Origin of the sequence: Acidilobus saccharovorans 345-15 (genome assembly GCF_000144915.1) — an archaeon.
GTDB lineage: Archaea > Thermoproteota > Thermoprotei_A > Sulfolobales > Acidilobaceae > Acidilobus > Acidilobus saccharovorans.
On record NC_014374.1, the window covers coordinates 573,016 to 595,459 of the forward strand.

20 protein-coding genes and 1 tRNA gene are annotated in these 22,444 nt (G+C 60.8%); 11 read left to right on the top strand and 10 right to left on the bottom strand.

Features of this window, described 5'->3' with window-relative positions; all coding sequences use genetic code 11:
• Positions 1-133 precede the first annotated feature (133 nt).
• The 5 genes from ASAC_RS02940 (at position 134) to ASAC_RS02960 (ending at position 9,387) form a co-directional block, all read left to right on the top strand.
• Positions 134-1,945, top strand: coding sequence for a urocanate hydratase (locus ASAC_RS02940; protein ID WP_420805106.1), 1,812 nt, complete (start codon positions 134-136; stop codon positions 1,943-1,945).
• Positions 1,946-2,178: 233 nt separating this feature from the next.
• The gene (locus ASAC_RS02945) at positions 2,179-5,634 is read left to right on the top strand and encodes an MMPL family transporter (RefSeq protein WP_013266495.1); all 3,456 of its coding nucleotides are present in this window, start codon (positions 2,179-2,181) and stop codon (positions 5,632-5,634) included.
• Positions 5,635-5,717: 83 nt separating this feature from the next.
• Positions 5,718-5,882 (top strand): YHS domain-containing protein, encoded by a 165-nt coding sequence (locus ASAC_RS07690; protein WP_013266496.1) that lies wholly within the window; start codon positions 5,718-5,720, stop codon positions 5,880-5,882.
• Positions 5,879-8,155 carry a heavy metal translocating P-type ATPase gene (locus ASAC_RS02955; RefSeq protein WP_013266497.1) on the top strand — a complete coding sequence of 759 codons (2,277 nt, stop codon included), beginning with the start codon at positions 5,879-5,881 and terminating at the stop codon, positions 8,153-8,155. Before ASAC_RS07690 ends, ASAC_RS02955 begins: the two co-directional genes overlap by 4 nt.
• A gap of 53 nt (positions 8,156-8,208) precedes the next feature.
• Entirely contained in the window at positions 8,209-9,387 is a 1,179-nt protein-coding gene (locus tag ASAC_RS02960; RefSeq protein ID WP_013266498.1) for an aminotransferase class V-fold PLP-dependent enzyme, read from the top strand.
• On the opposite strand, the gene ASAC_RS02965 is transcribed toward ASAC_RS02960, so the two are convergent.
• The gene (locus tag ASAC_RS02965) at positions 9,377-10,810 is read right to left on the bottom strand and encodes a hypothetical protein (RefSeq protein WP_013266499.1); all 1,434 of its coding nucleotides are present in this window, start codon (positions 10,808-10,810) and stop codon (positions 9,377-9,379) included. The genes ASAC_RS02960 and ASAC_RS02965 overlap by 11 nt on opposite strands.
• Positions 10,811-10,947: 137 nt before the next feature.
• Positions 10,948-11,385: a peroxiredoxin gene (locus ASAC_RS02970; RefSeq protein WP_048812966.1), complete on the bottom strand. Its 438-nt coding sequence runs from the start codon at positions 11,383-11,385 to the stop codon at positions 10,948-10,950.
• Positions 11,386-11,519: 134 nt separating this feature from the next.
• Here ASAC_RS02970 and ASAC_RS02975 point away from each other — a divergent pair, with 134 nt between their 5' ends.
• Positions 11,520-12,674: an acyl-CoA dehydrogenase family protein gene (locus ASAC_RS02975; RefSeq protein WP_013266501.1), complete on the top strand. Its 1,155-nt coding sequence runs from the start codon at positions 11,520-11,522 to the stop codon at positions 12,672-12,674.
• 1 nt (position 12,675) lies between these two features.
• Here ASAC_RS02975 and ASAC_RS02980 read toward each other — a convergent pair whose 3' ends face one another.
• Positions 12,676-13,641, bottom strand: a complete 966-nt coding sequence (locus tag ASAC_RS02980; protein WP_013266502.1) for an AbrB/MazE/SpoVT family DNA-binding domain-containing protein — start codon at positions 13,639-13,641, stop codon at positions 12,676-12,678.
• A gap of 140 nt (positions 13,642-13,781) precedes the next feature.
• Positions 13,782-14,471, bottom strand: coding sequence for a peroxiredoxin (locus ASAC_RS02985; RefSeq protein ID WP_048812967.1), 690 nt, complete (start codon positions 14,469-14,471; stop codon positions 13,782-13,784).
• A 184-nt stretch (positions 14,472-14,655) separates the two neighbouring features.
• Between ASAC_RS02985 and ASAC_RS02990 the strand changes: the two genes are divergently transcribed.
• From ASAC_RS02990 to ASAC_RS03000, 3 genes are all read left to right on the top strand, one after another.
• Positions 14,656-15,675 (top strand): radical SAM protein, encoded by a 1,020-nt coding sequence (locus ASAC_RS02990; RefSeq protein ID WP_013266504.1) that lies wholly within the window; start codon positions 14,656-14,658, stop codon positions 15,673-15,675.
• A gap of 74 nt (positions 15,676-15,749) precedes the next feature.
• On the top strand, positions 15,750-16,466 hold the full coding sequence (locus ASAC_RS02995; RefSeq protein ID WP_013266505.1) for a DUF364 domain-containing protein: 717 nt from the start codon (positions 15,750-15,752) through the stop codon (positions 16,464-16,466).
• Between the two features lie 67 nt (positions 16,467-16,533).
• Positions 16,534-16,806, top strand: a complete 273-nt coding sequence (locus ASAC_RS03000; RefSeq protein ID WP_013266506.1) for a hypothetical protein — start codon at positions 16,534-16,536, stop codon at positions 16,804-16,806.
• Here ASAC_RS03000 and ASAC_RS03005 read toward each other — a convergent pair.
• Genes ASAC_RS03005 through ASAC_RS03025 form a run of 5 tightly spaced genes read right to left on the bottom strand, consistent with a single transcriptional unit; the run spans position 16,769 to position 19,553 of the window.
• Positions 16,769-17,311 (bottom strand): XTP/dITP diphosphatase, encoded by a 543-nt coding sequence (locus tag ASAC_RS03005; protein ID WP_048812968.1) that lies wholly within the window; start codon positions 17,309-17,311, stop codon positions 16,769-16,771. The genes ASAC_RS03000 and ASAC_RS03005 overlap by 38 nt on opposite strands.
• An 11-nt stretch (positions 17,312-17,322) precedes the next feature.
• On the bottom strand, positions 17,323-18,021 hold the full coding sequence (locus tag ASAC_RS03010) for a Kae1-associated kinase Bud32 (protein ID WP_238523626.1): 699 nt from the start codon (positions 18,019-18,021) through the stop codon (positions 17,323-17,325).
• Positions 18,000-19,055, bottom strand: a complete 1,056-nt coding sequence (gene kae1, locus ASAC_RS03015; RefSeq protein WP_013266509.1) for a KEOPS complex N(6)-L-threonylcarbamoyladenine synthase Kae1 — start codon at positions 19,053-19,055, stop codon at positions 18,000-18,002. The genes ASAC_RS03010 and kae1 overlap by 22 nt, the downstream gene beginning before the upstream one ends.
• Positions 19,015-19,197 carry a 30S ribosomal protein S27ae gene (locus ASAC_RS03020; protein WP_013266510.1) on the bottom strand — a complete coding sequence of 61 codons (183 nt, stop codon included), beginning with the start codon at positions 19,195-19,197 and terminating at the stop codon, positions 19,015-19,017. Before ASAC_RS03020 ends, kae1 begins: the two co-directional genes overlap by 41 nt.
• Positions 19,197-19,553, bottom strand: a complete 357-nt coding sequence (locus ASAC_RS03025) for a 30S ribosomal protein S24e (protein WP_148217119.1) — start codon at positions 19,551-19,553, stop codon at positions 19,197-19,199. Before ASAC_RS03025 ends, ASAC_RS03020 begins: the two co-directional genes overlap by 1 nt.
• Before the next feature lie 392 nt (positions 19,554-19,945).
• Between ASAC_RS03025 and ASAC_RS03030 the strand changes: the two genes are divergently transcribed.
• Complete coding sequence (locus ASAC_RS03030; RefSeq protein ID WP_013266513.1) at positions 19,946-21,538, top strand: N-6 DNA methylase; 1,593 nt, start codon at positions 19,946-19,948, stop codon at positions 21,536-21,538.
• Between the two features lie 251 nt (positions 21,539-21,789).
• Here the strand turns inward: ASAC_RS03030 and ASAC_RS03035 are convergent.
• Positions 21,790-21,865 (bottom strand) — tRNA-Arg (locus ASAC_RS03035).
• 144 nt (positions 21,866-22,009) lie between these two features.
• Between ASAC_RS03035 and ASAC_RS03040 the strand changes: the two genes are divergently transcribed.
• Complete coding sequence (locus tag ASAC_RS03040) at positions 22,010-22,414, top strand: helix-turn-helix domain-containing protein (protein WP_013266514.1); 405 nt, start codon at positions 22,010-22,012, stop codon at positions 22,412-22,414.
• The last annotated feature ends 30 nt before the right edge of the window (positions 22,415-22,444 follow it).

Sequence of the window (22,444 nt, forward strand, 5' to 3'; positions counted from 1 at the left end):
AGTTACACCGTATATATGCTTGTGTAATCAAAATTAAAAACACCGATATTGTATACAATTATTCAATGGTTAATGAGGTGCATGGTCAGTGTCTGTTCCCTCGAAGTATAAGGGTCAACCCATTGAGGAGCTGATATCCGAGGGCTATTACGACCCTGAGACCAGGACAGTTCATGCAATCACTGGCCCTGAGCTTCACGTCAGGAGCAGGGACTGGCAGGTAGAAGGAATACTGAGGATGCTCTTTCACGTCCTCGACCCCATGGTTGCCAAGGACCCCAAGAACCTCATAGTTTACGGCGGCACCGGCAAGGCCGCGAGGTCCTGGGACGACTTTGAGGCCATAGTCAACACCCTGCTCACCATGGACTCGGACGACACGATGGTGATACAGAGCGGCCAGCCCGTGGCGGTCTTCAAGACGGACCTGAGGGCCCCGAGGGTCGTCATGAGCAACGCCATGCTGGTGCCCAAGTGGGCGGACTGGAGCTACTTCTGGGAGCTCGAGAAGAGGGGGCTCATAAGCTTCCACCAGATGACGGCGGGCTGCTGGGCCTACATAGGCACCCAGGGGGTCCTCCAGGGGACCTATGAGACCGTGGGGGCGGCGGCCGAGAGGGCCTACGGCTCCCTCGAGGGAAGGCTCTACGTGAGCGCGGGCCTAGGGAACATGGGTGGCGCCCAGCCACTCGCGGCCAAGATGCTTGGCGGCGTGGCCCTCATAGCTGACGTTGACAAGCGCATGATAGACAGGATGATACAGACGGGCTACCTGGACACCTGGACCGACGACATAGATAAGGCCATAGACATGGCCCTTGAGGCCAAGAGGTCAAGGACTCCCACCAGCATAGGGGTCCTCGCCAACGCAGTTGACCTGCTCGAGCGCCTGGTCAAGGAGAACGTGGTGCCTGACGTCCTCAGCGACCAGACGCCGGCCCACGACCCGCTCTCCTACGTGCCGGAGGGGATGAGCGTCGAGGAGGCGGCGAGGCTCAGGTCACAGGACCCCGAAAGGTACATACAGCTGGCAAAGCAGACTATGAAGAGGCACGTCCAGCTCATGCTTGAGCTCCAGGCCAGGGGGGCCGTGACCTTTGAGTACGGCAACAACCTCAGGAAGCAGGCCTACGACGCCGGCCTAACAGAGGCCTTCAAGATACCCGGGCAGATGGAGTTCATGCGGCCACTGTTCGAGGAGGGGAGGGGGCCGTTCAGGTGGACCAGCCTCATGGGCGACCCGAACGACATATATAAGCTGGACGACGTCCTGCTGCAGCTGTTCGGCAGGAACCAGAGGCTAGCCAGGTGGATAACGGCAGCCCACAAGTACGTCAAGTTCCAGGGCCTGCCCGCCAGGGTGGTTTACCTCGGCTACGGCGAGAGGGCCCTGTTCGGCAAGGTGGTCAGCCAGATGGTCAGGAGGGGCGAGCTCTCAGGCCCCATATGGTTCGGCAGGGACCACCTGGACGCCGGCTCCGTGGCCTCGCCCTACAGGGAGACCGAGGGCATGTTGGACGGAAGCGACGCCATAGGTGACTGGCCCATACTTAACTACGCCCTCAACACGGCGGTCGGCGCCACGTGGACCTGCTTCCACCACGGCGGAGGCACAGGCATAGGCTACGCGATACACGCTGGCTTCGGCATGGTAGTTGACGGCACTGAGCTGGCGGAGCAGAAGGCCATCAGGGTGTTCACAGTGGACCCAGGAATGGGGGTGGTGAGGCACGCCCACGCAGGCTATCCAAGGTCGCTGGCGGTGGCCAGGGAGAAGGGCGTGAGGATACCTATAATGAAGATGCTCGAGGAGAAGAGCAGGAGGGTAATAGAGGAGGCCAAGAAGGAGGGCAGGATATCAGACTACACCTACCAGAGGGTCAAGAAGGACCTGGAGGAGTACGAGTCAAAGAAGGGCAACTACTCGCCGCCGTTCAACACTTAGCGTAACATTCAGCTTAGGGTAGCCATAGACCCCTTTTTGCTGCTCTTGAGCCGCGGCCTCCTCTTCTTGCTGAGGACGGGTGTGGGACGTGTGACGCTCGCCACCCAAAGCTAGGCGTTGCAGCTGCGGGGCCCATAGGTAACTTTTACAGTTATTTAAATATTTTATCATTTGAGGGTCCTGGCTAAAGTTTTAAAGCGATTATATATAGCAGTTATCTATCGGAGATAGATATGTATAGCCGGAGAACGGCCTACGTAATAGTGGTTGTGGCGATAGCTCTGGCCGTGATCTTCTACCCATTCATGACAAGGATCAACAGCGTGGTCTCAACCAACGAGTCCTCAATGCTGCCCCAGGGGGTCGAGAGCATAAAGGTCATGAACATAATTTCGAGGGAGGGCAACCTGTCAGAGCAGGGAAACTACATATATGTCGTCACAGGGGTGCCCGTCAACCTGACCACGTTCTACAGGCTCAACGGCACACTGACGCAGGGCACCAGCTGGGTCAGCGTGGCGAGGGGGGTCTACATCAAGCTTAATAACGTCTCCCAGAGGCTCCTTAACGTCAGCCTCTCCACTGCAGAGGGCCTTGTGAGGCTCTGGGAGGCCGTTAATAACCTCTCGCTGAGGCTCGAGAGGCTCAACTCGACGCTGGTGGGCCTCACCTACATGCTGAGGAACGCCGACTACGCCTACGCTCAGTACTACTCCCTGGGCAGGAACCTCAGCCTAGCGTACTCCCAGGCGGTCCCCGAGGTTGTAGCCCTAGGCAACGAGACGGAGGGCCTCTCAGGGGCCTACGTGTCTACTCTTTTCAACACCATCAGGGCTGAGTACGTGCTCTCCAACATGACGGACGCCTACTCCACGGGAAACCTGACGCAGGGCGACGTGGAGCTCGTGGTGAGCGAGTGCCCACCCATAGGCGGCGCCCAGTCCCCCTCCCCTCAGCTTGTGGAGGCCCTGTTCCACTACGTGCTAAGCACCGGGGGGCCTTCAAGGTTCAGCCTGGCCTCAGCGGAGAACTTCACCTACACGGTGCTCTACGGGGAGCTCAACGCCAGCGGCGAGCAGAGGGCCCTGCCGCTACTGCAGGCCTACGGCCTGGCGTTCAGGAACGCCTCGGCCGCATACAGCAGCTACATTGAGTCTCTTATGAACAACCTCACGCAGGACAACCAGTACAGGCTTTACTACGCGCTGAGCTCCATAGGCAGCGCCTCGGGCAGGGAGGCCTTCCTGGCTGTGGTCTCCTCCATCCCAGCGCCGGGCCAGACCAAGGAGCTGCTGACGACCTTAGCTGAGGAGTACGCCGCCTCGGGCTTCAACGAGAGCGACGTGACGTTGATAGTGAGGAACGTCACGTACTCGCTCCTCTCCAGCAGGCTCCCCAGCGACGTAGCGATGGACATGGCGTCATACGTGGCCAACGGCTCCTTCAGCAGGGAGGCAGCGGCTGAGCTGGCGGCCAAAACATTGGCTGCCCGCCTGCCGGTCAACCTCAGCGGCTACGCTCCGCTGGTCCTCAGCTACGTGCCTGAGGAGCTCCTGGAGTATGACCCCAACGCCACCTGTGCCCTCTGCTCTAACATGACCCTGGCCGAGGCCTCGGCGTCAGCCATAGCCGAGAGGGGCCTGAACGTGACCCCGTCGCTGTCAATGGCCCTCCTCCGCGGCGAGAGCGCCTACTCCCTGTCCCTGGACCTGGTCAACAGGAGCCTCACGTCGCCGACCGCCAGGCTGCTCCTGGCAGAGCTGGCCTCGGCGGGTCCCATAGAGGACTACCAGTCACTGTTGTCAAGGATGCCATCGCTCCTGAACAGCTCCCTTGCCAGGCTGGGCGTGCCCTCAAACCTGACGCCCGTGCTGTCAAGCGAGGCCGCCGTCGTGCTTGAGGACCCCTCCCTGTATGGGAGGGCCGTGACAAACGTAACTGAGTACGCGTTTAACAGAACCTTCGCCAATCTGCTGGGCGACCTCAGGGGGCTCCTTGTGCAGAGGAACCTTGACGGCTTCCTAGTAATGTACTCAGTCAACATGTCCTATGACGAGGCGCTCAGCGTCAGGGGCCAGCTGGTCAGCGAGCTGAGGTCCGCGGGCTACGGGAACGCCAGCGTCATGCTTACCGGCACGCAGGCCATAAACCACGACCTCTCAAGCTCGTCGTTCAGGAGCATAAGCAGGGGGGACATGATAAGCGCCCTGCTGGTGCTCGTCATACTGGCCATAGTGCTCGAGTCGCTGGTGGCCGTCCTGGTGCCGTTTATAGGAATAGGCGTGGGCCTCGTGGTGGCCCTTGGCGTTGGGTACCTGCTGGCCAGCCACAACGTAATAACGCTGAACTCCATAAGCAGGACTATAATGTACGAGGCCGGCCTAGGGCTGGGCGTCGACTACTCGAGCCTGATATCTAGGAGGTTCAGGGAGGAGCTGGGCAAGGGCCTCAGCCCAGCGGAGGCGGCCTGGTCCGCCGCGAGAAGGAGCTGGAGGGCGGTGGTCACGGGCGCGCTCACGGCCTCCATAGGCTTCGGGGCCATGACTATAGCCTCAAACTTCCCGTTCCTCAGGAGCCTAGGCGAGGCGGCCCCCATATCGATACTGATAACAATGGCCGTGAGCCTCACGGTGGTCCCTGCGGTGCTGGCCATAGTGGGCGGGAGCAGGATAGTGTGGTGGCCCTCCAGGGTGAAGGCCAGCGCTGCCCGGGCGAGTCCAGGGCGCAGCCCCAGGGCAAGGTACATAGCGTTTGTTGTGGTCATAGCACTCATATTAATACCTGCAGGCTTCATCTACGCCACCTTCAGGGGCAGCTACGACTTCACATTAATGATGCCCCAGGGCGCCCAGTCGGTGCAGGCCCTCCACTACATAACTGACAACTACGCCGCCGGCATAATGTACCCTGTCTACGTTGTGGCCGCCAACTACTCTACGCTGCAGGCGATAAACTCGTCCATATCGAGGCTAAGCTGCGTTCAGTCAACCCAGCTTTATAACTACTCCGAGCCTGTCCTTAGCGTCACTTTATCTGTGTACCCGCTCGGCAGGGAGGCCATAGCGTGCGCCCAGTCCATAAGGCAGCTGGCGAAGCAGGTCTCCCCAAGCGCCATGGTCGGGGGAGAGGCGGCCATAAACCTCGACCTTCAGAACATAGTGTACCACGACTTCTACCACCTGGTCTACCCCATAGCCATAGTCCTCATGTTTATAGTGCTGCTGGCCTTCTTCGGCAGCGTGCCCATGGCCTTGACGGCGCTGGCCAGCGTCGTGATCGCGGCGGTGTTCGGCAGCTCCCTAGCCATAGAGGCCTACAGGCTATCAGGCGTCAACCTGCCGTGGTACCTGCCCATAGTTGTCTTCACGGCGATACTTGGCGTCGGCATGGACTATAACAGCTTCATCATAAACAGGGTCAGGGAGGAGGCTGGCAGCCACGACGTGAGGACGGCAGTTGAGATAGCTGTGAGGAGCACCAGCGTCCTTGTGGTGGGCCTCTCAACGATAATGGCTGGGGCCTTCGCGGGCCTCCTGGCCTTCTCGGCCCCGGGCTTCAGGGGCATGGGCGTGGCCCTCATGGCGGGCGTGCTCTCAGCAGGACTACTGGCCGCGCTGCTCTTCACGCCTGCGGTGCTCTACATGCTTGGAGAGAGGGCCCTGTGGCCGTCGAGGAGGGCAGGCAGATGACCTTAATGGCACTGACTTTCAAGCCCCCTCAGCAAGGACCCACGCTTTTTAAGTTGGGCGGGCTCAAGCCAAGGGGACAGGCTTTGGTCGTTGACCCGGTCTGCGGCATGGAGGTTGACGAGAGCACCCCCTACAAGACCATGTACAAGGGCAAGGTATACTACTTCTGCTCCGAGGGCTGCCTGAAGGCCTTCAGGAGGGACCCGGAGAAGTACCTCCGCGAGGGGCCCAAGGGGATGCCTGGTTGAGCGAAAACGAGAGGAGGCCCCTCAGGATAGGCAAGGAGGAGCAGCTCAGAGTAGTTGGGATGCACTGCGCCACCTGCTCAACTACAGTGGCCAAGGCGCTGAGGGGCGTCAAGGGGGTTGAGGAGGCGGAGGTGAACCTGGCCTCCGGCACGGCCAAGGTGGTGGTCTCAGGGGCTAGGCTAAGGGACCTCGTGGAGGCTGTCAGGAGAGCAGGCTATGACGTGGTCACTGAGAGGCTGAGGCTTAGGATCTCCATGAACCCGGAGGACTCCAGGAGGGTCACGGAGCTCCTGGAGGGCCTTGACGGCGTCGTTAAGGCCTCAGTGAACCCGGGCACCGGGGAGGCCGTCATCGAGGTCAACCCGTACTCGACATCAGCGGAGGCCATAGTTGAGGCGCTGAGGGGCCACGGCTTCAGGGCCCAGGTGATATCGAAGGCCGCACCCGCCTCAGCAGGGGAGCTGAGGGGCTACCTGAGGGCCCTGGCCGTCGCCTGGTCCTTCGGGCTGCTGACCCTCTACCTTCAGTACACCTCGAGGCCGCTCCTGGCGATGGTGGCCTCGGCCCCGGTGGTCTTCTACGCCGGCCTCAGGTACCACCTGGGGGCTTACAGGGCCTTCAGGAACAGGACGACCAACATGGACACTCTGGTTTCCACCGCCACCCTGGTGGCGTGGCTCTACAGCGCCTACTCACTGGCGGTTCACGGCCCGGTCTTCTTCGACGCCGCCTCCCTGCTGATATCGTTTCTCCTCATAGGCAAGACCATAGAGGCCTACATAAAGGAGAGGCTCTCCGGCGAGGTCGTCAGGCTGCTGCCCTCGAGGGCCAGGGTTATCAGGGACGGGAGCGAGGTGGAGGTAAGCGCTGACGAGGTCAAGGTTGGGGACCTGCTGGTGGTGAGGAGCGGCGAGTCCATAGCTGCCGACGGCGTCGTGGACGAGGGCAAGGGGGAGGTGGACGAGTCCATAGTGACCGGGGAGCCGATGCCTGTGACAAAGTCCAAGGGGGACCCGGTCGTCGGGGGCTCCAGGCTCGTCTCGGGCTTCCTGAAGGTGTACGTCACCAGGTCCGGCGAGAGGACGTACATGGCCCAGCTCATGACTGCAGTGAGGGACGCCGAGGCCGCCAGGCTGAGGGCCCAGGACCTGGTGGACAGGGTGGCGGCGGTGTTCACGCCGACCATAATAGCCATAGCCGTCGTCACGTTCCTGGCGTGGCACTTCGCCCTGGGCTTCCCAACGCCGAAGGCCGTGCTCTTCGCGGTCGCCGTGCTGGCGTCGGCGTGCCCCTGCGCCCTCGGCCTGGCGACGCCCATGGCAGTGCTGGTCTCAGTGCACAGGCTGGCCAAGCGCGGGGTCATAGTCAAGGACGGCGAGGCCCTTGAGAGGGTCAAGGACGTTGACGTCTTCGTTTTTGACAAGACCGGCACGCTGACCGAGGGAAGGCCAAGGGTCAAGGACTACGTGGAGCTCCAGCCGGGCGTCATGGAGCTCGCGGCCTCCCTCGAGTCCCTCAGCTCCCACCCAGTGGCTAAGGCAATAGTTGACAGGTTCGGGGCCAGGCTCAGGGGCTCCGTCAAGGACTTCAACGAGTTCCCGGGGGACGGGGTCGCGGGCACCGTGGGGGACAGGCAGGTTATAGTGGGGAGGCCTGAGTTCGTGGCGCAGAACTGCGAGGGCCAGGCCAAGGGCGACGTGGCCGTCTGCGTGGACGGCAGGGTGGCCGGGTGGCTCAGCCTCGAGGACCCGGTTAGGCCTGAGGCCCTCGAGCTGGTGGCCAAGCTTAAGTCCATGGGCAGGAGGGTGATAATAGCAACGGGCGACAGCGGCCCCTCGGCCGAGGCCGTGGCAGCGGCCCTGGGCGTCGAGGTTCGGAAGGGCCTGAGCCCGGACGACAAGGCTGAGCTTGTGAGGTCCCTGAGGCAGGAGGGCCACAGGGTCGCCTTCGTGGGTGACGGCGTTAACGACGCAGTTGCCGAGAAGGAGGCGGACGTTGGAATAGCGCTGGCGGGCGGCACGGACATAGCTAAGTACGCCGGCGACGTCGTGGTGATGAACCTTAAGGGCATAGAGCTCCTCCTCAGGGAGTCCAGGATAGCAACAAGGAAGGTGAAGGAGAACCTGGCCTGGGCGTTCGGCTACAACAGCGTGCTTGTCCCGGTCGCTGCCGGCCTCCTCTACCCCGCCGTCTACCTGAGCCCCCAGTACGCGGCCCTGGCCATGTCAATGAGCAGCGTTATAGTCTCCCTGTGGTCCACGGTCCCCCTGTAGGGGCAGGTTTCACCCATTTAATGTCTGGGGCCACAGTGAGCTGGGGTTGCACCTTGTATGAGGCCGAGTTCCCCTCGCTCAGGTCAAGGCACTACCTGGACTGGGCGGCCGTCGGCGTCCCGCCGCTCAGGGCCATAGGGGCCATCAGGTCCCTCCTGGACGTCTACGAGTCGTCGCCCGAGGAGGCCTCTTCGATGGGCTCCCAGGCCGAGCTCAAGGCCGCCGCCAGGGGGCAGCTGGCCCCGCTCGTGGGCTGTAGCCCCGACAACCTCGTGTTCACGGGGACGAGCACCACTTCAGCGGTGCAGGAGGCCGTGGACTCCATACCTATGTCGAAGGGCGACAACGTAGTCATCTTTGACATGGACTTCCCCCTCGTGCACGCCGAGGCCTACAGGCTGAGGCTGAGGGGGGTAGAGGTCAGGGTGGTCAGGAACAGGGACGGAGACTATGATGTTGACCAGCTTTATGAGGTGGTCGACAGGAGGACCAGGGCAGTCATAGTGAGCTCCGTCATGTGGGTGAACGGGCTGAGGGTTGACGTCGAGGAGGTCGCCAAGGTGGCCCACGAGGCCGAGGCCTACCTTGTCGTGGACGCCATACAGCAGGCGGGCGCCATCAGGCCGAGGGGGCTCGAGAGGGCAGACTTCGTGGCCTTCGGCACGCAGAAGTGGCTCCTGGCGCCCTTCGGGCTCGGGGGTATGTGCGTCAGCAGGAGGTCCGTCGAGGAGCTTCAGCCCGCGAGGCCCGGGTACTCCAACGCCCCGGTCCAGGACTGGGACGCCTACTGGCTCGACCCGAACAAGGCGCCGTTTTACGTTGAGCCCTACAGGAGGGACTCAGCCCTCAAGTTCGAGTACGGCGGCTCCCTGTCGTCGCTCTCCCTCAGGGGGGCGGAGGCCGCCGCCTCGCTGATAAACGAGGTCGGAATAGATAACGTGGAGGCCCAGGTCATGAGGCTTAGAAAGGCCCTCCTCGAGGAGCTGGAGGACCTGAGGGCGGACCTGCTTACCATGCCGGAGCAGTCAAAGGCGTCTGGCATAGTGCTCTTCAGGGTCGGCGACAGCGTGAGGGAGGACTACGAGCTCGCCAGGAGGCTCAGGGCCAGGGGGATAGCGGTTTCCGCCAGGGGGGCCGCCGGCCTCTGGGGGATAAGGGTCTCCGTGCACTTCCCAAACAAAGAGGATGACATCACAGCGCTGTCAGAGGCCATCAGGGAGCTCAGGGGCTGACGGCCTCAGGGGCCAGCTCCGTGACGTTGAACGCCTTGACCACGTAGAGGTAGTGCACAGCCCCAGCGACCTGGCCCACCACGTCAACCCTGAGCGGCAGCTGCGTCAGGTTGGCGTTCACGTGGGCCCCCTCGCCTATGACAACCAGGGCGAATATCACGTGGTGGGTCTCCTGGGTGCCGTTTACTATCCTCAGCACGGCCACGTAGGTGGTCTGGTTCACGGCGAAGAGCAGCTCGCCCCTGAACTCGTAGACCTTGCCAACTATGTTCTGTGACTCCACGTAGGCGTAGAGCTTCTCGTCAAGCCCTATTATGAGCTCGTCGGCCCTGTATATGCCCCTGCCCACGGCGGCTGCCATGCCGTGGCCGCTGGAGGTCAAGTTCTCGGCTATCCCAGCGCTCTCGTTGGCAAACGTTATGGACTGGTTGATGTACTCGAGGGACAGGTTGTCCTCCCCTGCGGCGTAGTAGTGAAGGGCCGTGAGCGTGGCGTTTATGGCCTTGAACGTCAGGTTGAGGGCCTCCTCGCTCAGGTTGGCCTCGCTCCCTGTGAGGTAAGCCATAAGCGACTCGACCCTGCTGAGGCTCCTGTTAATTCCCACTAACGCCTTCACCTGGGCGCCGTAAAGCATGACCCTGCCGGTGGCGTTGGGGAAGGGCTCAGCCATCGGGGCCCTGCTCTCTATCTCCTCTACCGCCCTGGCCAGGCCCACGAGCTGCGCGGGCGTCGCGTTGGCGGCTGAGGAGTTCAGCTCCTCCTCAAGCTCCTTGACCACCTCGTCGGCCACCTGCGCGGGGCTCACGTTGGCCTCCTGCATGTAGGACCAGTTGGCCTCGAGCTCGCCCCTGGCCTTGTGGAGCTCCCTCACGAGCCTCCCTATCATGGCGTGCTTGGCGTACATCGACACCCTGACGCTGAGGTTAGCCAGGTAGCCCTTCAGGTCAGCAAGTATCTCAGCGGCTCCGCTCACGTTGCCGCTGGAGATGTCCTTGAGGGCCTCGTCCACCCGTGATATCACATACGACCTGTCAGTTGAGTTTATTGCTGGGGAGCCGTTCACGAACCTCTCTATGGCGAGCAGCTGGGCCTCTATGCCGTAGGCCGGCGGCATGTACGTTGGCCTGACCCCTTTGGCCTCGGACGCTATGTACTTAAGCGCCTCCAGGCAGAGGTCCTGGGCGCCGGTGTAGTTACCGTTGTTGTAGTAGCTGAGGGCCCTGGAGTAGAGCTCCTCTGCCTGGGTGACGTTGATCCCAAGCGACTTGCCCACAGTTATGGCCCTCTGGGTCAGGTTTAGCAGAGCCTGAGCCTGCCCCTGGCCAGCCCCCTGGGCCTCCCCCACTCTCACCTGTAACAGCAGGGGGGCCCCGAGGGCCAGGGCCACAAGGGCCACAAGGCCCAGGGCAAGCGCGACCTTCAAGCTTCGCTCACCTCAGGCCTGAAGTTGTCGGGCAGGCCGTATTAGGGACCTGGCGGGATTGGCTTCCCGCCCCTTCCCGCGCTGTCCCGGGAAGAACTTATAGCTTCGCCTAAGGCCTTCACGGGCCGCCAAGGGGCTTAAATGGACTTGACGGCCTCAAGGGCCCTGTCGGCGTGCTCCTCGGCCCTCTTCAGGTTGCTTATCACCTGCCTCACAACGCCGTCAGGGCCTATGACGAAGGTGACCCTTGAGGCCGTCATAAGCTTCAGGACGCCGAAGGTCTTTGAGACCTCCTTGGCCTTGTCGCTCGCCAGGGGGAACTTGGCCCCGTACTTCTCGGCGAACCTCTTAAGCGTGTCGACGCTGTCGACGCTGACTCCTATCACCTCGGCCCCGAGGGCCTTGAACTGGTCGTAGAGCTCCGTGAACCTCTTCAGCTCCCTCGTGCACCCCATGGTGAAAGCCTTGGGGAAGAAGTAGAGCACAAGCTTCTTGCCTCTGAAGTCGGAGAGCTTAACCTTGCCAGCCGTGGTCTCAAGCTCCAGGTCTGGCACCTGGTCCCCAACCTGAACCATATAGCTCACCGAACACCTTTTCTGAAGGGAAATATTTAAGCGGAGGTACAGCTGGCGGGGTGTTAATAGGTGGAATGAGCCACAACTTATTTACCTTGCTAAGTAAACAGTAGAGAGGTGCCAAGGTGTATACAATGTCGTCCAGCGAGAGCGTCGAGCTGCTCAGGTCTAGCGTCAGGGAGTTCGCGGAGAAGGTGATAAAGCCCGTGGCCAGGGACATAGACAGGGACAACACGGTACCGCCTGAGGTGATAAAGCAGGTAGCGGACATGGGCTACTTCGCCCTGAGGGTGCCCCAGGAGTACGGGGGGCCTGGCCTCTCCACCCTTGAGTCAGTCGTGGTCGTTGAGGAGCTGGCAAAGGCTTCAGGCGCCGTAGCTATAATGGCCACCGTCTCGGGCACCATGGTGGCCTACCCGCTCGTGCACTACGCAAGCGATGAAATAAAGAGGAGGTACCTTGAGAAGCTGGCCAGGGGCTCCATAGGCGCCTTTGCCCTCAGCGAGCCCTGCTGCGGCACCGACGCGGCGGCCATAACAACGAGGGCCGAGAAGGACGGCGACGAGTACGTGATAAACGGCAGGAAGACCTGGATTACCAACTCGCCCTACGCGGACTTCTTCCTGGTGGCCGCCAGGACCGGCACGCCAGAGCAGAGGCACAGGGGCGTCTCGCTGTTCGTCGTGGACAAGGGCTCCTGCGTGGAGGTTTCGAAGCTTGACATGATGGGGTACAGGGGGAGCGGGACCAGCGAGGTGCTGTTCAAGGACTGCAGGGTGCCCGAGGCCAACATGGTTGGTCAGCTCAACGGCGGCTTCAAGATAGTCATGGACACCCTCAACGAGGGGAGGGTGGTCACGGCGGCCACCGCCCTTGGCCTGGCGGAGGCGGCCTTCGAGGACTCCCTGGCCTACGCCAAGCAGAGGGAGAGCATGGGCGTGCCCATAGCCGAGCACCAGATGGTCCAGTACATGCTGGCCGAGATGAAGGTAAGGGTTGAGGCCATAAAACAGCTAATCTACGAGGCGGCCCGCAGGGTTGACGCCGGCGACCCCGAGTACCCCATGTGGAGCAGCATGGCTAAGCTGGCCGCGGCAGAGTGGGGCGTCGACGTGGCCCGGATGGCCGTCCAGGTGGAGGGCGGCTTCGGCTACAGCAAGGAGAGCCTGGTCGAGAGGATCTACAGGGACGTGAAGATGGTCGAGATAGGGGACGGCACGAACGAGGCCCAGAGGCTAGTTATAGCCAGGAGCCTGCTGGGCAGGATAAGGCCTGTCAGGCAGGGCTAGCTCACTGGGTCGAGGGCTTCAGGTACTCCTCCCCCATCACGGCCCCGCAGAGTATGGTCATGAACACTATGGCCATGGTCTTTATGGCGTCGTCAACCTTGGCTATTATTGCGGCCTCCGCCGCGCTCTGGGAGGACTTTATGTAGGACTCTATGGAGCTTATGGTCGCCACGACGTTGAACGCCACCTCGTGGAGCCTCTTCACGCTCGGCTGGGCCACCATGGCGCTCACCAGGGGGGCCAGGTCCCTCACCTGGGACGCCAGCTGGGAGACGACCCTTGACCTCACCTCGAGCCTTGAGGCCATCTTGGCCGCGTCAAGCAGCGTGTTCCCCACGACGCCCAGGAGGGCGGTGCCAACTATCGTGCCCTGCAGGTTTCCCTCGACGCTGCCGCTGTTCATGGAGCCGACCACGTACCTCATGATAAGGTGCTGGTACTTCGTGAGCTCGTTTGTGGCTATTGAGAACTGGTCCTCGGTGACCTGGCCCCCCTCAGCCACCTGCCTTAGGAGCTCCGCTATGTTCGAGACTGCCGAGCCCAGGCCCTTTATGGCGTGCTTGGGGTCGGCCTTTGAGTCGTCCAGGACTATCTTCATTACGGCCCTGTCCCTCTCGACCTCAAGCAGCTCAAGCCCAAGGAGCCTCATAGAGGCCTCCTTGAGGACCTGCATGGCCTCCGGGCCCATGCCCCTCAGGTCTATGGTGGCCTCGTTGACGTTGTTAACGTAGAGGCAAGTGAGTGCCCAGGAGACCAGCTGAGGCATGACGAGCTTGTAGGCCTCAAACTCGTAGGCGTTCCTGTCGCTGCCCGTGCTGGCTGGGACTATCTTAAGCCTGTCGCCCTCGTCAACTATGTAGACCACGTCGCCCGCCTTAAGGCCGTGGGCCTCTATCCACGTGTGCGGCAGCGTCACGACAAGCGACGAGGCCCCGAGCTTCTGGAGCTTCCTTGGCGTTATGTTCAAAGTATCAACCCCGTATATACTGGACCTTGCTACCTTGTCTATGCATGTGAGAAGTTTTAACGTTTACTTAGTATTTTCACCTAAAAATTGTTTCAGCGAGAAAGAGTTTTCAAAAAAGTTATGGTAATGTTGAGCGGCCCTCAGGGGGCATACTTCTTAGCCTCTTCAACGTCCTCCCTCGGCGCCTCCCTGAAGGTGAACCACCAGTCGTAGCCCTTGAACTGGGTGAGCCTCAGGGACGCCTCCTCTACGCTTGCAGGCGTGGGGTTGAGCAGGTTATCCTTTATTATCTCGTTGTTCGGCCAGTTGGCTGGGGCAACGGCGCCGGTCTTGTCTATCAGCTGGAGGGTCTTCACGACCCTCAGTATCTCCTTCACATTCCTGCCGAGCTCCAGCGGGTAGTATATTATCGCCCTTATGGTGGCCTTGCTGTCAACGAAGAAGACGGCCCTTACGGTGTTGGTAGCGCTCTGGGCGTGGAACATGCCCAGCCTCCTGGCCACGAGGCCGAGGGGGTCTGCAATTATAGGGAACGGCACCTTTATCTTTAGGTTGCGCTCTATCCACTGCACCCACGATATGTGGCTCGGGTTGCCGTCCACCGAGAGGCCTATGAGGCCCGTGTTGAGCTTCTCGAACTCAGGGTAGTACAGCGAGAAGCTGTAGAACTCGGTCGTGCAGACCGGCGTGAAGTCGGCCGGGTGACTGAAGAGGACGAACCACTTGCCCTTGGAGGTGAAGTAGTCGGGCAGCTTCAGCCTTCCGTGCGTCGTCGCTACCTCAACCTCTGGGAACTTCTCCCCTATGAGGGGCATCCTCTCCTGGGAGATGACCTCCGAGGCCGACATGGCTGGTCGCGCTTGACTGTGCAGGGCATCGCTAAAAGCCTTTCTCTATGTAGAGAATAGCTTAGTATAGCCGCAACTTTAAGGCCATCTGCCAGCGCAGCAGTAGGCGCGCAGTCATTACTAGCGCATAAAGGTCCCCGGCCCCCGGCAGGCCGGCAGGGAGCAAATGCTGCTGGGCGACGCCACCAAGGGCCTCATGACGGGGAGGCTGACGAGGGGCTGCGAGCTCTGCTACGCGGGCCTCAAGGCGGTCATCTTCATAACCGGCGTCTGCGACGAGAACTGCTTCTACTGCCCCGTCGACAGGGACAGGTTCGGCAGGAGGGTGATGTACGTGAACGACGAGAGGGCCTATGACATCAACGACATAATAAGGGAGGTGGAGAGGCAGGGAGCCACCGGGGCAAGCATAACGGGCGGGGACCCGCTCGCGGACCTGCCGCTGACGCTCTCCCTCATAAGGGCCCTGAAGGCCACCTTCGGGCCGGAGTTCCACATACACCTCTACACGCCCGGGAGGCACTCAACCCCAGAGGCGCTGCTGGCCCTCTGGAGGGCGGGCCTTGACGAGATAAGGTTTCACCCCGTCAGCAAGAACTACATGAAGGGGATAGAGTACGCCGTCAGGCTCACCGGCATGAGGGTGGGGGCTGAGATGCCCATAGCCCCGGGCCTCGAGGGCTGGGTCAAGGAGGTCATAAAGTTCGTGGACTCAGTTGGGGGGCACTTCGTTAACCTTGACGAGATGGAGTTCGCCGAGCCCAACAGGGAGCCCCTCAGGCTCAGGGGCCTCAGGCCCGACGACTCGAGGGAGGCGGCGGTCAAGGGCTCCCTGAGGGCCGCCATGGAGGTGCTCTCCTGGGCTGAGAGCAACGTCAGGGTGCCGGTGCACTTCTGCCCAGTCTCCTTCAAGGACCTGGTCCAGGTGAGGAACAGGTACAGGAGGACCGCCTCAAGGGACCTGAGGTGGTACGAGGTGCCGCTGGACGACGGGACCGTGGCCAGGGGCGAAATAGTTGGCGAGGACGGTGACGTTATAGGCTACTTCAGGCCGGGGGAGCAGGTGAGCCTGCCAAAGGGCGCCGTGGCGAGGGTCGTGGTGACCTACCCGACCCAGGCCAGGTCGCCCGTGCTCTGCGAGGCGGAGTCCGAGGACCCCGCTGAGGCCTTCAGGGAGTGCTCCTAGGCTGAGCGGGGCCTCGGCTAAGTCCTGCTGGTAGGGATTTATCCTTCACATGCCATACACTGAGGGGTGAAGCGTTGAACGTAGTCAAGGCCCTCGTGGAGGAGTCGCTGCCGAGGGCCAGGGGCAGGGCAATAAGGAGGGTGGCCGTGGGCAGGTACGCCTACGTGGAGCTTGACGACGGCAGGGCAGGGCTCGCCTATGTTGACTGGGACTGGGTCAAGCCCAACAGGGACCCCTGGAGCCCCCCTAGGTCGGCCGAGGAGGCGGTTGGCCTGGCCCTCTCCTACGACCCAGTTATGGCAGCCGTGGGGGTCGCCACCATAAACGCGCTTGTAAACACCGGGGGCCAGCCGGTTGACCCCCTTGACCTGGTCAAGGTCAGCCCCGGCTCAAAGGTGGCCATAGTGGGCTACATAAGGCCCTACGTGAGGAGGCTCAGCGGGACGGCCAAGGTGTACGTCTTTGAGCTGTCCCCCTCCGAGGAGGACTTCGTGCTGCCATGGTACGCCGAGGAGGAGATGCTGCCCCAGATGGACCTTGTAATAGCCACCGGGGTGACTGTTGTCAACAAGACCATAAACAGGATAGCCGAGCTCTCCAGGGGGTCCCAGCTCATAGTTGTGGGCCCCACGACCCCTATGCTCCCCGAGGCCTTCGAGGGCCTCAGGGGCGCCCTGGGGGGCTCCACGGTGGTCGACAGGGAGCAGGCCTACTCGATGATAACCATGGGCTACGGGGCCGGGGCCCTGCTCCACTCTAAGGTCCTGAGGAAGGCAACGGTTCAGCTCTAGTTTCTCTATTAATAGAAAGGTTAAAATAATACCTCTTGTATACAAGTTTAACAACTGGGGGATAGGCTTGAGGCTCCCCCTCGTCAACCTGAAGGAGGTCGCGGGGCCGGGGCCCTACAGGGCCAGGCTCGAGGTCACGCTATGGCCCGGCCTGGTGGAGGAGGTCAGCGTGCCGAGGCTCTCGAGGCAGCCGGACAGGGCGTACTGCAGCAGGATTGAGGGCCTCGAGGCCAGGAGCTACGTGGTGACCCTCTGCAGCTCGGGGGAGCCCTTCGCCTCCGTCTACCTCTGCCCCCCGTGGATCAGGAGCGCTTCAGGTACCACTCGGCAAACGCCCTGAGGGCCCTGCCCCTGTGCGACATGGAGTCCTTCTCCTCGACGCCCATCTCAGCGAAGGTCCTGCTGTGCCCCTCAGGCACGAACAACGGGTCGTAGCCGAAGCCGCCCGAGCCCCTGGGCGACTCAGCTATGGAGCCGCAGACCTCGCCAGCGAAGGTCCTGACGCCGCCCTCATCCGCGTAAGCCAGGCCGGTCCTGAAGCAGGCCCTCCTGTTAGTGACGCCGCTGAGGAGCTTCAGGACGCCGCCGAGGCCGACCTTCTCAAGGAAGAAGCTGCTGTAGGGCCCTGGGAAGCCGTTAAGCGCGTCTATGTAAAGGCCAGAGTCGTCAACTATGAGCGGCACCCTGAACTGCTCGTAGGCGTGCCTGGCGGCCACCTCGGCTATCCTCACGACGTCCTCGTCCTGCACCTCAAGCTTCTCAGCCTTTATCTGCTGCAGCTCTATGCCGTAGGGCTTAAGTATGAGCGAGGCCTCGAGGAACTTCCTGTCGTTGTGCGTCACCATGTAGAGCCTCCTCACCCCTCTCCCCCCTCCTCAGCCCACACGCTCCTCCTCGAGGCGACGTACCTGCCCCTCATCTCCACCTCCCTGGCCCTCCTGCTGACCTCCTCCGCCGCCCCCTCCCCCAGGGCCCTTGAGTAGCCCCTCATGAAGGCCTCCATGAACCTCCCCGCCGCGGAGGGGTGGGTGCTGGTGACGGCCTCCCTCAGCAGGTGCACGTCCACGGCCCTGTCCTCCAGCTCTGACGAGAAGTCGGCGAGCCCGAAGTCTATCAGGGTCACGCCGCCGTCACTCACCACCATGTTAGACGTGGTTGAGTCGCCGTGAACTATGCCGGCCGAGTGGAGAAGCCCCAGCTGGAGGCCGGCGTCCTCTGCGAGCGACTCCCAGCCAGGGGAGCCCACGAGCTCCTTGAGGGTGGGCCCCCTGACGTACTCCATCACTATGAGTCCGAGCGACGGGAAGACCGCGTAGAGCCTCGGCACCCTGACCCCCCTGGCCAGGGCCACGGAGAGCACCTTGGCCTCCTTGAGGGTCCTCTGCGCCCTGAGCCTCGAGTCCAGGGCCGGGTCCATGTAGGGCTTGCTGACCCTGAGCTTGTATATCGCCTTCATCCCCATGAAGTCCCCCAGCCTCACCTCCGACTCTGCCCCCCTCTTGAGCAGGGTCAGCGAGGAGGCCCAGGACTCTATCATAGAAGCTTCCCATACCAAGGTACCTCCACCTCGTCGAGCCTCCACCTCTGGTTTATGAACGCCCTCTCAGGCTCAACGTGCACCCCGCTCAGGTGCGCCAGGAGGCCGGCCAGCGATATCATGGCTCCGTTGTCGCCGCTGTAGTAAGCCGGGACCCCCCTGTAGGTCCCGCCGTGGAGCCTGGCCATGGAGTCGAGCTTTGAGTTAAGCACCCTGTTGGCGGCGACTCCACCGGTGAGCACGACGTCCCTCTTGCCCGTGTGGGCCAGGCACCTCTCGGTGACCTCGACGGCGGCTGAGAAGGCCACCTCCCTGAGTGTGTAGCACACGTCCTTCAGCTTAGCCCCCCTCCTGAGGGCCCTAAGCGCTGCAGTCAGCAGCCCCGAGTAGGAGACGTCCTGGCCCTTCACGACGTAGGGGAACCACCCTATGAACTCCCCTCCCTCGGCGCAGGCGTCAACCACGTGGTTGCCGTTGACCACGTACGGCGGCCCCAGCTTGACCTCCCTGGCGAAGGTGTCGAGGAGGTTGCCAAGGGCCATGTCAAGGGTTTCGCCGAAGACCCTGTACCTGCCCTCAACGAACGTAGTCACTGCAGTGTTGCCGCCGGAGACGTAAAGTATCACGGGGTCCCTGAGCCCCGTGGTGTACCTCGCCACCTCCAGGTGGGCCACGGCGTGGTTCACGGGGACCAGGGGCACCTTGAGGGCCGCCGCCATTGCCCTGGCGACCGTTGCCCCGACCCTCAGCTGGGGCCCCATGCCGGGGCCCAGGGCCACCGCTATGGCGTCCAGGTCCCTCGGCGTAAGCGAGTTCACTGAGAGGGCCTCCTCAACTACCTCCGCGGCCACCTGGCTGAAGAACTGGGCCACCTCCCTGGGCAGTATGCCGCCCTGCTTAGGCACGTAGTTCCTCCTGGCGTCCTTGAGGAGCTCGGGCCCGGCCGAGGTCCACCTGGAGGCCCCGACGCCAAACGTGTGGGCGGTCGACTCTATTCCAAGTACAATTACTTCACTGTTGGACGACGAACTCCGTGTAGCCGCAGTAGCCACAGTGCCACCTCTCGACAGGCTTCAGGTGGTGGGCCATAAAGTTGCCGCACTTGGGGCACTTCCTGTTCTTTGCCTTTATAGTCATGTTGTTGTAGTCGACCTCGTAGAGCAGGTGCACGTAGGCCTTTACCTGCTTCGCCATCACTTGCCACCCCCTGCCTTGGTCTTGGCCTGCTTCTTCTCCGCCTCGCCGTGCCTTGCAAGGACGTACTGGGGCTCGACCTTAACTGCGTCGTCGTGGCTGTCATATACGTGGATGTGAACCTTAGATATGCCGACGCCGTAGCTGGTCTTTATAGTCTTAACGTAGACCGCTTCAGCGTCCTTGTTGTAGGCCTTTGCAACTGCCTCCCTTATGGCGCTCCTGGCGGGGGTCGACTTGAGCTCGTGGTGCGCCAGCGCCTCTACCTCAGTGCGCTTGAGGAGGTCGTTCCTCCTCTCTGAGAGTACCTCCAGCCAAGAGCCATCTCCCAGGTCAACCCTCTTGGCCTCTGGCATGCCTGGCACCTCACTTAGGCCTGTCACCTGGGATTTTAACCCTTGAGCACCTCAGGCGTCACCCGGCGGCTCAGCTTAAGTGTTGAGGTCGGCTAAAGTCGGAGGGACCTTTATGAGCGAGGGCGGCCGCCCGGCTATGAGCAAGGCTTAGTAGCAGGTAATAATAGAAGAAGAGAAGAAGTCGGATCTTTCTCAAAGGGCTGGGGAGTTAATTGGTATTACCGGCCACGCCGGCGTTAGGTTTATATAATATCAAGCCTAAGCCATAGTATGGCTAAGATGTTGGGTAGAAGTAAGTTGTGGGGCGAGGGCCGCGCTGCGGCATCAGTTTTGGCCGGGAGGGCCTTAGGTATAACTATAATTAAAAAGGTAGTAGCGGAAAGGGCGTGATCATGCACATAGATGAAAGTCAATATAAAGTGCAGGACCTCGTGGACAGGAAAAGGACGTCTTCATACTACACTACATATGATGGAATCTCAGTCATAAGGTCCTTCCTAAAGGAAGTCCCAAGCAGGGAAGGGGCTGTATTAATGGACCCCTTCATGGGCTCTGGCGTCCTACTTTCCTCAGTTGACGACCTGGTTAAACCTAGCAGGGTCATTGGCATTGAGATAAATAAAGAGCCCTGCGAGCTGGGGCGTAAAATGCTCTCCTCAATTTACGATAGCGTGGAAGTTATATGCGGTGACGCGTTCAAGGTGGCGTGGAAGTACAAGGCCGATATAATAGTTTCTAACCCTCCCTTCGTCAGGTGGCACCTGATAAGTAACAGGGACGAGCTGCTCAACTCCGTAATTTCGCACGGTTACGGCAGCTTCGTTTCGAGGAGGGACCCCGGGCTTCACATACTGTCGATATTTCTAATGGACTACATATTGAAGGAGGGCGGGCACGCGCTGCTCGTGCTCCCGGCGTCAACGTTTTACACGAGGCAGGGCGACGGAGTGAAGAAGCTCCTGAAGTACAGGTACGACGTCATCGCAATGGCGGAGAACTTAAAGTCGCCCTCGTTCAGCTCTGGAAGCGGATTCAAGGAGCTCATAGTATTCCTTAGAAAGAGAAAGCTGTTCGAGTTTAACGCCGTGCAGACGGCCATATACCAGTATGATGGCAACTTAAAGGAATCGCGCAGGGTAAACCTAAGTAAAATGCCCAAACTTTTAGACAGGAACTGGCTAAGCTTATTCGATTATGATAACGCAGAAGCGGTGGCTGAGATGATTGAGAAAGCCTTAGATATGGGGCTATTACGTTACCTGAGGAAGGGGGAAATTATAAGGGGCGTGGAAATGTACGGCCCAGACTTCTTTTTCATCCCAAACAGGGCGTGGAGCATCGTAGGGGAGGACGAAAGCTCCGTCCTGATAAGCAACAGGGAGCAGACCCTGAGGCTTCCCAAGAGGTATTTAGTCAAGTGCCTCAGGAAGCCCGAGTACTATAATGACAGCATTGTAGTGCACGACCCCAGGTTTTACGCTATTGCAATCAATGATGACCCGGAGGGCGACGTCGCGAAGTACGTTGAGTGGGGCGAGAGGCAGAACATACCCGCCTTAAAGTTTGGCAGCAAGTGGTACCAGCACGTCTGGAGACAGCTGCAGACCAAAAAGCCATATGGGCACGTTTTCATTCATGACAAGTTAGATCCGACTAGACACGTGATCCTGGCCAATTACAGCGAGAAACCGCTGTGCGCGTCAAAGAACTTTTACATCATAAGGGAGAACAACCCGCTGATAGCCGCTTGGCTTAACTCGAGCATTATGCAGTATATATTGCAGACCTTCAGTAAGAGGATATCGGACAACTGGACCAGGCTGTTAGAGGATGACTACTTGGAAATTCCTGTGCCCTCGAAAGTCAAGGATGTGGATCTAAGCAGCGTTCAAAACGCGGAAAAAGCGATAGAAGAGTATTTAGACATTAGAAGCATTAATGCAACAATTATCAAGGACCCCCCTAACTCTATCCATGAACTCTAAGGGCTTAAGTTTAAGCTGCAACCGGTTACAGGACGGGGGTAGGTCTGTCTTAGGTTTTTAATATGACTCCCATCGCCTCCTTTCCTCTCTAGGCCTTCAAAGGGCTCATAAAACGCTTCACTACAGCTCTTAATCCTAGCCATGCGGCTACGTCTGGACATGCCCTTCTGCGCCGCACGTACGCGGGCAGAGAGCCGCCGCCCAGGCGCCCCGCATGCGGCGCCCTGGGCAAGGACTTCACGAGGTCCTGACGGGTCCGGGGGGATTTGAACCCCCGACCTCCGGCTCCGAAGGCCGGCGCGCTGGTCCTGGCTACGCCACGGACCCCTGTTTACAAGGTGGGACAGGGGACATTATTTCTTTCCAGTACTCCACGGCAACGCAGGCCAGGGCCTATGGTCTTTATGAAGAGCCCTTGAATGTATTTATGCTCACGCATTAGCAAGCTTCAGTCTTGGTACGGGGTGCGTCTTGGCAAAGCAGGTCCAGTGCAACTCAATAGGGGTCTCAGTTAAGTTCGGCAACGTCACATGCTACGACGACGGCAGCATAGTCGTTGAGGGCCCCGCCGTGCTCTGGGTCTCCAAGGCGCTCATGGGCGTCGACGGCAGGTCGAGGAAGGTAGGCGCGGTGCAGAGGGCCATAATGGACGCCATCTCCAGGGGGCTCCACACCAGGGAGGAGATAGCGGCGAGCGTGGGCATCTCCATAGGCTCCCTGGGGTACTCGCTGACCTCGCTGGTGAGGAAGGGGCTGGTCATGCTCGTCAAGGCAACCTCGGGAGGGCCCTGCAGGTCCTACTACTTCCTGCCAGGCCAGGACATACAGGCTTACCTCACGGCCAACAGGCTTGTGCCCTGTCGCAAGTCTTCATGAGGGCACACTGCTGTGTACATATTAACTTCA

Coding starts and splice junctions, on each gene's coding strand:
- ASAC_RS02990 (WP_013266504.1), top strand. CDS start 14,656: ATGCTGCTGGGCGACGCCACCAAGGGCCTCATGACGGGGAGGCTGACG.
- ASAC_RS03030 (WP_013266513.1), top strand. CDS start 19,946: ATGCACATAGATGAAAGTCAATATAAAGTGCAGGACCTCGTGGACAGG.
- ASAC_RS03020 (WP_013266510.1), bottom strand. CDS start 19,197: ATGGCGAAGCAGGTAAAGGCCTACGTGCACCTGCTCTACGAGGTCGAC.
- ASAC_RS02970 (WP_048812966.1), bottom strand. CDS start 11,385: ATGGTTCAGGTTGGGGACCAGGTGCCAGACCTGGAGCTTGAGACCACG.
- ASAC_RS02975 (WP_013266501.1), top strand. CDS start 11,520: ATGTCGTCCAGCGAGAGCGTCGAGCTGCTCAGGTCTAGCGTCAGGGAG.
- ASAC_RS03025 (WP_148217119.1), bottom strand. CDS start 19,553: ATGCCAGAGGCCAAGAGGGTTGACCTGGGAGATGGCTCTTGGCTGGAG.
- ASAC_RS03005 (WP_048812968.1), bottom strand. CDS start 17,311: ATGGTGACGCACAACGACAGGAAGTTCCTCGAGGCCTCGCTCATACTT.
- ASAC_RS02945 (WP_013266495.1), top strand. CDS start 2,179: ATGTATAGCCGGAGAACGGCCTACGTAATAGTGGTTGTGGCGATAGCT.